This is a genomic window from Candidatus Micrarchaeota archaeon (genome assembly GCA_021163225.1).
Classification (GTDB): Archaea; Micrarchaeota; Micrarchaeia; order Anstonellales; family JAGGXE01; genus JAGGXE01.
This window is the reverse complement of the sequence record JAGGXE010000055.1, coordinates 18115-29541: the sequence shown is the minus strand read 5'-3', so window position 1 is coordinate 29541 and position 11427 is coordinate 18115. Positions and strand designations below refer to the sequence as shown.

General features: G+C 39.2%; 5 protein-coding genes. 3 read left to right on the top strand and 2 right to left on the bottom strand.

The annotated features are described in order from the left end of the window. Positions 1 to 138 precede the first annotated feature (138 nt). Complete coding sequence (locus tag J7K41_03960) at positions 139 to 390, top strand: ATP-binding protein (protein MCD6549831.1); 252 nt, start codon at positions 139 to 141, stop codon at positions 388 to 390. Between the two features lie 107 nt (positions 391 to 497). After that, the gene (locus tag J7K41_03955) at positions 498 to 1097 is read left to right on the top strand and encodes an HD domain-containing protein (protein ID MCD6549830.1); all 600 of its coding nucleotides are present in this window, start codon (positions 498 to 500) and stop codon (positions 1095 to 1097) included. Positions 1098 to 1218: 121 nt separating this feature from the next. On the opposite strand, the gene J7K41_03950 is transcribed toward J7K41_03955, so the two are convergent. Next, on the bottom strand, positions 1219 to 1740 hold the full coding sequence (locus tag J7K41_03950) for a hypothetical protein (GenBank protein ID MCD6549829.1): 522 nt from the start codon (positions 1738 to 1740) through the stop codon (positions 1219 to 1221). Between the two features lie 237 nt (positions 1741 to 1977). Then, complete coding sequence (locus J7K41_03945) at positions 1978 to 8649, bottom strand: right-handed parallel beta-helix repeat-containing protein (GenBank protein ID MCD6549828.1); 6672 nt, start codon at positions 8647 to 8649, stop codon at positions 1978 to 1980. Between the two features lie 408 nt (positions 8650 to 9057). On the opposite strand from J7K41_03945, the gene J7K41_03940 reads away from it, so the two are divergent. Then, positions 9058 to 11337: a hypothetical protein gene (locus J7K41_03940; GenBank protein MCD6549827.1), complete on the top strand. Its 2280-nt coding sequence runs from the start codon at positions 9058 to 9060 to the stop codon at positions 11335 to 11337. The last annotated feature ends 90 nt before the right edge of the window (positions 11338 to 11427 follow it).

Below are 11427 nucleotides of genomic sequence, written 5' to 3'. Positions count from 1 at the left end.
CTGTCCTAAGGTATTTAATCGTCTTCCTTTCCGCTCTTGTCAAAAATACTCCTCCATTATGCAAATTTAAACAGAATTTTATCCCGTCGTTTTTGGGCATTAAAATTGTCCCTGTAAAAAGGAAAAAATTACAAAGAATTGTCCTATCATAAAAGCGAAGTCAATTTTGTAGTGAAGGAAGGAGTAAGAATTAATCAACTTATCCAGGTGACTTATGCAAGTGCAAGAGACGAAGTTGACAGACGAGAGATCAAAGCATTGTTAAAAGCAGATGAATTGTTGAAATGTAAGGATTTGCTAGTTATAACATGGGATTATGAAAGCGAGGAAAAAATTGACGGCAGGAAGATAAGATTTGTTCCTCTGTGGAAATGGCTGTTGAAGATCTGATGTATCTTATATAAAACCATAGGACATCTTTGAAGGAAGGATCAACCAGTTGAACTTCGTATGCCCTGGGAGGAAGTTTATTAAATGAGTTCTAACTCTATATTACTATGAACTCGAAACTTAAGAAAGAAATTGAAAACTTACTGAGAGAAAGAGTTGTAAAAATTTTGGAAAAAGACAAGAGCAAATGGACGACCCAACATACATTGAGAGTTGTATACTGGGTGAAAAAATTAATTAAAGAAGAAGGTGGAAATGAGAGGATACTTGTTCCGGCTGCTTATTTACATGATATTGGTTATATTGAAGTAGATATAGGAAAAAGAGAGAATATGGACAAGGTTTATTCTAAAAAGTTGAAACATATGGAGTTGGGAGAAAAAATCTGTAAGAAAATTCTATCAGAATTTGATTATTATTTTACTAAAGATGAGATTGAAAAGATTTGTGATTATGTTGGAAAACATGATCTACCTGAACTTAAGAACATCAAAATTGACGATCATGATTTTCAATTACTGATCGAAGCCGATTCTCTTGGTAGTATAGACCCTTCCCTTAAACCGACTTTTTCAAAGGAGGACATTAAAAGATATTTTAAACATTTTGAAGAGGCTAGAATCCCTCTTTTTAAGACAAAAACCGGAAAGAAGTATTTAAAAGAGATTTACCCGAAAACTCATACTAGATGGTTGAAAGAGAAATAGATCGGACCCTAACCTCTATTACTTTCACCTAATACCGACTACCCTCATCTATGTTCTTGCTCCTTCAACTTTTTCGCTGTCGCTCCCACTTTCTTTAACATAACAGCGAACACGGTTAAGACTATCCCGAGAAGTTAGATTTGAAATTCTTAACCTTATTCATGATCCTCTTTTCCCACTCATCCAGATTCAAGTAACTCAGGGTCAGAAGGACTATGGACGTGAGGAGGATTGCTGTTGATAGGTAATTAAGGATCCAGAAGTATCTGAGGAAACTAATGACGCGTGTTGCCAAGGTATATCTGAAACATTCTGGTGCGTATCGGTAATCGTTAGAACAGTAGGGCCAAAGGACTGTTCTCTCCAGCCTATCCATGATAGGATTGTACAATGAACTTGTGATCAACAAGATTAGAACAACTGTCCTGTACTGTTTTCTTCTCTTATAAACAACACTAAAATAAGTTATACCCACAAAAATGCTGGTTAAAAGAGCCAGGGAAGAACGCAAGTCCTGAAACGTAAACACCAATTCACCGAGTATGGATCTATCACTTTCAAACTCATAAGCAACTGTAGCAAATATTAACACTGAGATTACGACGAAAATACTTGTGATACCGTACAAGAGTTTGGTCCACATACTTCTTGCCTCTCCACCAGAACAACCTCTTTTGTAAATAACTTTATCCGAGTTTGAAGTTATAAATTTCTCCATATCAATTATTTTATACCTTCCGGACAGGATATACCGAATAGGATAACAACATCCAATTTTCTGTTTTAGATGTGATGGGTGGATGACTATTGGGAGACGGAAGTAGGTAAAAAAGTAAAGTAAAAGCGGTGGTATTGTACAGACTTGGGAGAAAGAAAAGATTCAATCACATGGAAGACATACGATATCCACATCCCTATCAGGATAACTCACGCTTTGATCACACCTGTTATCCTCACCGTAGTTATGTCCACCTCTGACCGAGAACCCATGAACCGCACCGCACAGGTCGTTGTTTGATAGGTTGTTGTATGAAGTGTAAACCGTTACACCGTAAAACACGTTGTTTACGGTATTGTTGAACACAGTCGCATGATCAGACCCGCTCGTCAGAAGTATACCTATCCTGGAACCCGTATCAGACCCGCCATTTATGATGTTGTTGCTGATGTTCAATCTCTGGGATCTATACCCGTCTATCCCGAACCGGTAACCGCCGAAGTTCTCAATCACATTGTCTAAGATGGATACATCGTCCGAATACCTCACGTAAATCGGGTCGTTGTTAAGGGTATCGGTGATACGAGATTCTCTCACGATGACGTGATCAGAATTCTCAATGTACACACCCGTACCGCTGGACGTAACGTTACATCCCTCAACCTCGTTACTCAACGAATCCCTAATGATTATTCCCTTGTCCGTCTCTCTCACAGTACATTCTGTTATATTGGTATCAGGCGAATGCGCGACGAATATACCGTTCGTATAGTTAACTACCTCACATCCTACAACCTTGTTCTCTCTCCCGTATGATACGATGATACCGCTGTTACCGTCACCCGGTCCGTTCCCGACCAGTACTGTACCGTTACAGGTAAGGGTGATGTTATGGCCTTCTATTCTGATCCCTCTCGGGAGACGGTATTCTCCAGAACATAATACAGTATCATGATATACTATCATCCCGTCCACGGGAACGACACAACTAACACCTCCGCCGCCGGGCGTCTCACTACACCTATGTTCACATGGCGGACAACCAGCCCCACTGCAATCGCAATAGTTATCACTACACAGGTTACTCCTACAATCGTATATGTCTGCTATTATATTATTACAGACGATGTTGCCTGTGATGTTGACACCACCGTGTTCAACACGGATCCCGTACTCCCGGTTATCGGTAATCGTGTTGTTTTCAACAGTAGCCTCACCGCTCCATACATGGATACCTTTCAACATGTTATTGATCACGTTTCCGGTTATGACAAACCCTTCGTTCGCGCTTCCAAAGATACCGGTTTCCCCGACCGTGATGTTGTTATTGTCCACTCTCAGGTTTTCACATTCATGCACATACACACCTACGGTGGTATTGACTAACATGTTATCCAAGATCTTGTCATTATCCACTCTCCACAACCGGACACTTATGTTGTTATCTAAGAACGTGTTATTCGTTAACATACCGTCCTTAAGATGTCTGTGTAAGGACGCCTCCTGAGATGGAGTGGTCTCGTGAACGACCGCAGTATGATATCCCTTAAACGTACAACCTGAAACCGTAATGTTATCGCCGGTCAGGTTTAATGCAGCATTAAACTGCTCAGGGTCAAACGGATGGAATACTGTGCCGTTACAGATGATCGTTGTGTTATCCAACACCTTAATATCACCGACTGGGTAATCACCAGGACAGAATAACGTATCGTTGTACACCTCATCCATCTTAGGAAGATGACATCCCATATACTCATAACACGATTCCGTCTTATCGTAATAGGTGTCGTTGTCTGGAGAGGCTAAATCATAGATCGTGTCGTAGAATGTTACATAATCAGTTGGGGTTTTATCTTCCATGTTTCTACCGTAAAAACTAAAACTGATATCACTTTTCAGATTACAGGATACTGTGTTAATAAACTCAACATTAGATGTATCCACTCCTGAAAAAACATCAAATATAACCCCACCCAAGTTTCCTATGAATTTGTTATTTGAGAATGTAATGTTGTGGAGTTCTGCACCCCATCCCGGATTCAAGGATATATGTACACCATGATATGAATGTGTTACTGTATTGTTTGCAATTATTGAGTTGGAGACTTTGGAATCATCAAAATATATAGCGTATGTCAAATTTGACATTGTGTTATTAATGATTTTCAACTTATCATGTCCTCCATAAAAGCCCAAGTAAATACCCGTATTTCTACCACGCCTATATGCGTATGGAGCACTACTCTCCCAGCGACCAAATATTCTATTGTTGAGAATTTCAGCACCTTCGGTAAAGCTTATTACAAACCCTCCATTGGATACGTTGATTGTATTATCTTTATACACATTATTTTTACCGGCACTCTCAAGTATTTTATAGGCTGGAGTCAAGAAATTATTTTCTACTAAGCAATCAGTATCATTCACGAAGAATAAAACACCATTGATATAACTATCCTGAAGAACTACTCCTGTCGACTTTGCAATGATGAAATCCCAGAGATGAGATGCATTGAATTCTCTTAGTACTGCGTTATCCGTGTAATACGCTTCAAACACGCGGGGCGGCGGTCCAGCATTAAATCTTATGTTAGACATGACTGAGTCGTCCGCACCGCACAGTATTAACTGTGATACATCTTTATCTTCAAGTGTTCCGCTACCCGTGTAGAAGATTATAGGATAACCCGTACTCGCTTCGGTGTTGTTCTCAGCATGAATCTCATAACATTGATCCTTATTCCAACCCGAATCACCAAATAGATTGTCGCGTAAACTTAATGAGATATAATAATGTCTTATATTTTCAAACCGGTTATTACGTATGGCCAAGTTTGTTATTCTAGGTTTGATGTATATTGCCCGTCCCGCGTTAGATAGATAGTTGTCGGTTATGTTAACGGCAGATATGTTTTCTAGAATGATGCTGTACGACCGCCCTGAGATATTGTTCAACCCTATCTGAACATGACTTGAGTTGATTACCGTGATTCCATTTCTAGTTGTATTAAGATTATTCAACTTAATTCGGACATGACTTGAGTTGATTATTGACATTCCGGTTGGACGCCCACTGTAAAGTGAGAGGTTATTACTGTTTACGAAGACTTCGGACGAATCGGATAGATATATACCGGTATTCAGGTTCTGTCCTGAGACCTGATTACCCTCAACGGATACGTTTGAAACATGAGATAAATTCAACACGGTTGACGCTCTACCGTTAACGATGAATGTGTTATTCTTTATACTGATATTCCGTCTACCGAGTATTATCATTCCATCCCTAGTTGTATTAAGTAGATTATTCATGAAAACACCGTTATCCCCGTACCAATGTACTCCTTCTTTAAATCCTTCAAACGTACAACCAGAGATGTTAACGTTATCTGCGTCCTCACTAACCAGTACAGCAATACCATCTCCGTCACCTACGTATCTGATCACCGTACCGTTACATCTGACGTTAACACCATCAGTCACCACACGCATGAAAACGTCTCCGTTCACTTCGTAGGTTCCGGGACATAAAGTAACATCTCCTGTTATGATCATACTGTTCTGCAGTGTTATGCAGGCAGGACGAACGTTCCCGCAACTACCGACCTTATCAAAGTACTCTCGGTCATTCGGGAACGGAGTATAAGAGGTATCGTATACAGAATGTACAAAATGGTTACCGCCAACCATGTCTACGATGTCCGCGTCGTAAGAAGTCATGTTCACACTATTGTTACAACTCCTCAGATTGATAAACCAGTTATCCGTGGAATACCCTCCTATTTTGAGCCCGTACTTTGCATTATTACCAAGGGTCATATTGATAAACGTACAATTATTCACCACGTATAAATACATACCGCCCAGTGTAGACCCTTGTGATTGATAGTTATTGATAAATGAAGAATTTTCTACATTATTCAACTCTAACGTGTAAAATGTATTATTCATAAACAGGACGTCGGTAGCATCCCCAAGACGTAGCCCGCCAAATGTATTATTGATTATCTTTAAATCCCTTTGGAGATATGAGATCCAATGTCCCAGATCAATACCTGTTTCTTCAAAGTCGTTATTCACGATTGTGTTATTAGACCCTACAAACCAGAATATGATCAGAAAAGTAGAAATCGTGTTCCCTTCAATCAAACTATCGCTAACTGTTAAATCTAAATTGCCCCAATGTTTAATATCTATCACGTTATCTTTAAGTGTGCATCCACGACCGCTAAACGTAAAATAGGTGAGTCCAGGATAATCATCAAGCCGGACAGTGTTATTAATGAAATTCCATCCGTTCGACCTGATAGTAAGTGTTGTGTTTTCAAAAATGCTATTACTGATAGTGAGGTTTTCATCCTCTAAATGTTCCAACCCTACCGAATGCCTACCATCACCAACGAACCTATTATTTCTGAACGTAATGTTTTTACATCTCGCAGTGCGAACACCGGACGAAATATTGTAGTGGAACACATTATTTTCAACCAAAACGTTCTGACTCTTAACTAAACCCATATATGAAGAGGAAAAGTTGTTGCGGGCGATGTATACATTATCAACATAATAGTTTCTATGAGTTGTTACTGATGATTTATAATAGAACTGATTGTCATGAATGATCACATCTGATATGTTACTGTCCTGAGTGTTGAGGTTAATATAACTCATGTTTCTTAGAGTACAACCAGAAATCTCTATATCTTGCGATCCTGAATCCACTTCTATCCAACTGTTTTGGAATATCGTGTGAGGACGGCAACTGAACGTAATATTACTACCTCTAAGATAAATGTGTAGGTTTTCGTAATTACCGTTACACACGGATACGTTAGAATTAGACCCGATTACCATGTAATCGTACGGCGTGATACAAGACCCGCAAGATACTGAGTTCTCGTCCCTGTCTTCCAATATCTCGCAGATATTATTACCGGAGTTATTATGAGAATCTTCACTCAAATAGATATCGTATTCGTCCGAACTAATCCGGTTATCGTATATCTGGTTGTTCTGAGAGTTATCCTCTATCACGATCCCCTCATCCGATTCCTCAACCGTATTATTAGCAATGATGGAATTATCGGTATTACTGAGTAGAATACCTGTTTTATATCTCTTGAAGGTACATCCGTTAACGGTTACGTTAGTCCTACCTGTTATGTTTAACCCGATATGATCACTCCTTCCCGATTCAGAACCGATGAGTACAGTACCCCTACATTCAACTCTTACGTTATCGCCACCTACATTCAACCCGTGCGGGAGGACGTACGTTCCCGGTGGGAACGCCACATCTTCAACTATGTTCATCCCGTCCTCAGGGAACACCGTACCTTCACATACAGGGTCAGAACTACAGTCGTCATCCTCACAGTCTACATTACCATCACAATCGTTATCAACACCGTCATCACACACCTCAACTGCATCAGGATGTATGTCCGCGTTTGTATCGTTACAATCCGTGTTATCATCCACATAACCATCAGGCGGTGTGGTTGAACACGTCTCGTAAGGTGAACCGGGATCGCCGTACCCGTCACCGTCAGTATCCGCATAGTACGTATAAGTGGGCAACCCTTCATCTATCTCGTCATCACAGTCGTTATCCAGTCCGTCACACAATTCGTCAGCACCTGGATATACGTCAGGGTTATCATCATCACAATCATCACCGTCGTGCTCACAACCGCTTTCACGACCGCAGTTGGGACACGCACCGTACCCGTCCCCATCCTCATCCACACAGGTAATAGTGCACGGGTTATCACATCCTCTGATGTCTCCGTTTAAGTACACCCTACCAGAATCACAGGTGTTATCTTCTAATTCTGATATATCACCATCCCCTTCCAGAAATATATCATATTCACCTTCGTTATCGCACAACTCGTTATCCCTTACTTCCGAGATTATAGCATTACCGATGTTAATAGCGTATCTCCTGTTAGAAATGATTTCATTATTGATTATCCTATACCTATTACCAGAGTTTAACGCGATCCCGTCATAGGAGTTATCATAAATCTGGTTATTAGAAATCCTACTATCAAAGAAGTTTCCACAAACACCAAACTTGTTGTTGTAGATATTATTGTCATCTATCTCAATATCCTGCACACTATCAGCACCGATTCCACAGTCATTCTCGTTGTTAAATATATCATTATTTACAACATCACAACCACCAGTATTAAATAAATAAACCCCATGTCGTGAGTTAGAATATATTGTGTTCCCCTCCAACCGGACATCACGAGACTGATAACTACCGATTCCGTCTTCCTGATTATCGTGCGATTCGCAATTAGAAACAGTAACGTCATTAACACGCCAGAGCATAATACCGGTCTTAGAATCGTAGACCTCACAGTTCTCAATCACACCCGACGGACATTCTGCATATATACCGTAATCAAACCCTCTGATTTCACAATTGGTGATCCTTATATTATGTTGATAATACACGGCTATGCCGCTTGACCTCGACCTTTCACTTCCACTACTGCATCCCTCTAAAACTGCGTTATTACAATCAAGTTCGCAGTCAGAACAGTTAATAACTATACTTTCCGGAGAACCTGAAGGGCAGAGGTCATAATTAGTTCGCGCCAGACGGACGTCTTGATTTATGTAGTATTTGCCGTCCGAATACACTACGTTAGGGATACCGTCACCGTCAGGGTCCCACGTAGAGTTATCATTAAGATCGACTAAACCCGCATCCTTGACATAAAAGGCACCGATCCCTTCCTCAGACGTACATCCGAAAGATAGTAAAATAATAAACAAACAAAGTATGGATATTACATAATTTATCTTTTCCATAAACCGAATTATCAAAGAATATTTAAAAATTTTATGTGTGAGAGGCTCTGTGGTGCGTTTGTGAATAAATGCCTGTTAACTTGGTCTGATAAATAAATAGGTTTCTGCTAACCCTCTCCTTTCTACCCACCTATTCTTGGCACACCTCTTTACATCCCCATTCTTATCTGTTCCAACACCTGAACCTGCATTCTGACAGGATGATTATTAACATGACCCTTAAATCCTAAGTCCTTTCCCATATTCGTCAACTCTGAGAATTAGGGTAACAATAGAAATCTTTTTTGATGTTTCAGTGTGAGGACGGTGGATAGTCCTCCAACTTCTTATCTCTTTAAAACCTAAGGAAATAACATACAAGAAAATTTATATAAATCTTCCTTTCCTATTGTTTCATGTGGTGGTTTGATGGGTTATATTCAAAAACAAACTGACGGATACCGGATAGCTCTTGACAAAATATCTGAGGATCTGTCAAACAAACTTTGGGAGTTTTTTATCAATAAATTCAAAGGTGAACCATGGTATGAAAGTATAGTTTCCGAGTGGGAGGATGGTAAAATAGTAATAGTATCTTCTGATGAAATCGAGGAAAAGTGCAATCTAAAATCCATGATTGACTATGATTATTACAGTAAAGTCATGAAATCCGATGCGGATATAATCTTCCTTGATAAGAATGGTTTTAAAAAATTCATCCAAACCTGGCTTGAAGAAAACATCCCGCGCGATAAAATAAACGATGATAAATTTGTGCAAGAGCAAGTGACTAAACTTCTTAAAGATTTAGGTTATGAAGAGCATGAGAAGGTCCAACGAATTCTAAAGATGGTACCTAAAAAAGTTGACGAAGCATATTCTGAAGCATACTCCAACGTATACACTGAAACTACTGCCACTCCAGGAACTGATACTACAAGAATTTCTGTTAGTGGAGGTATAAACTCTAAAGGTTCTTTACATGGTAAGATAGGTTATGGGCCATTAAGTTTACAAGTGTCGGGAGCCCAAAAGTTAGATTATATCCTGGCAGGATTGAGTTTGATCCCTGAGTTAGGCATTTCCGCAGATGCGTATCTCTATCCCCACCCAGATTTAACGCTCTCCTTTTATTATGCAAGATACAGTTTAGCGCAGAAAAAATGGGAGCCGTTCGTAGTTTCCGGATATGATATCCTGATAAGATTTATCCAAAATGTTACGTTAGGTAAAGGTAACTTTCTGAATCGTTTTCGGCATGGCGCGAAAGAAACGTATTTACAAACAATTTATCCGATAGCAAATTTAGGAAGATATCTCCATACGGGAGTAACTAAGTTTCTATCATTGTTTGGGTGGAAATACGAGTATAATACTGTTGAAGAGGTTGTTGAAACGATAGATACTACAAGAAAAATCATTTCGGATCCTGAAGGAGTTGCTGTAGCAATGCATTATCCATCGTTATACATTCCAGAATTTGAGAATGCGGTTTTAAGCAAAACGGGTTATCTTTCCGGCGTTGGGATGGCAATGTTAGACAACTTAAAACTCTTTGACGCACAAGGAAAGTATATGGTGTTCACATGGCCGCCTTTCCAGAACAAGGTAAAGTATGAAAGGAAACAAATCAGAAAGAGGATCGAAAAGGCGATGGAGTATAACGAGAAAATTGTTGAAAAGATTGAAAACGGAGAAGATCTGAGTGAAAACGAACTCAACCAATTTAAAGCGAATCTCGTATACCTCGGTCTTAAATTGCTTGGCCAATCGGATTGTCCGTATGAACGTGAAAATATCGAAAAAAACATCAAAAAATCTTGGGATGCACTAAGATCTTATCTCAAGATGAAAAAACTAAAGTACGACAATAACGTTTCCATGTATATGGACGGATTATTCTTTAATTTTATCGGACAACTCATGAAAGACAAAGAGGCATTTATAACGGGATATCAGTTAATGATGTACGCACTTATTAAAGAAGCGGAAAAAATCGAAAAGGAAGGACCTATGATAACCAGCGGAAATCGTGTAATCGAAGAATCGGAGGTTGTAATGGACTTGTTCAAAATGTATTCTGAGATTGCCCGGCGTTGCGACTACATAGAATTGTGTATAAATTCAGCTTTTGAACTGACAGAGTATTTGGATAAAAAGTTTTTCCCGGAAGATCTTAGGGCAACTGTAGAAAATAAGATAAGAAGATTTGTTAAAGAACTGCCGATTAAAGAATGGAGAAATGAATTGATAAAAAATTCTACCAAAAAAGGGTTCGCTAATGAACAGAAGGCGTATGAGAGTTTCGGTTATTTAGTTACAGTTAAAATGATATTGGGAGCTTTGGATGAAGAAACTACAGAGGTATTACTTTTCTATAGTAAATATTTAACCAAGGTAAACGAAATTCAGACAAGCATCAGTTTGGTTGACACCAGTCTTGTAAGGTCTATTCTGGACGAATGTTCAAAGTTTCCTCAAAAGGAACAAACTGCGATCTTGGAAAATTTACAAAACTCTATCGATTTGACGATCACCTGTGCTGAGGCGGTGTTAGAATGGATAGATAAAGAAAAACCTGAAACCGAGAGTGGGAAGAGATTTCTCCAAAGGTTAAAGAAAAAATATGAGAGAATGCTACCCAGATTGGAAAAGGCAAAAAAAGATGTAGAAGAAAAAATAAAAGAGATGAGTAAAAAGGCATCATGAAAGATAGAATATATCATACATCGGGCTGAACAAACCGCAACTTGTTACAACTCATGTAACCCACAGTTTTGAAATGAAGTAAGAAGGGAA

Bases quoted from the DNA above. Each gene is read 5' to 3' on its own strand.
- J7K41_03950 (MCD6549829.1), bottom strand. From the start codon at position 1,740: ATGTGGACCAAACTCTTGTACGGTATCACAAGTATTTTCGTCGTAATC.
- J7K41_03945 (MCD6549828.1), bottom strand. From the start codon at position 8,649: ATGGAAAAGATAAATTATGTAATATCCATACTTTGTTTGTTTATTATT.
- J7K41_03955 (MCD6549830.1), top strand. From the start codon at position 498: ATGAACTCGAAACTTAAGAAAGAAATTGAAAACTTACTGAGAGAAAGA.
- J7K41_03940 (MCD6549827.1), top strand. From the start codon at position 9,058: ATGGGTTATATTCAAAAACAAACTGACGGATACCGGATAGCTCTTGAC.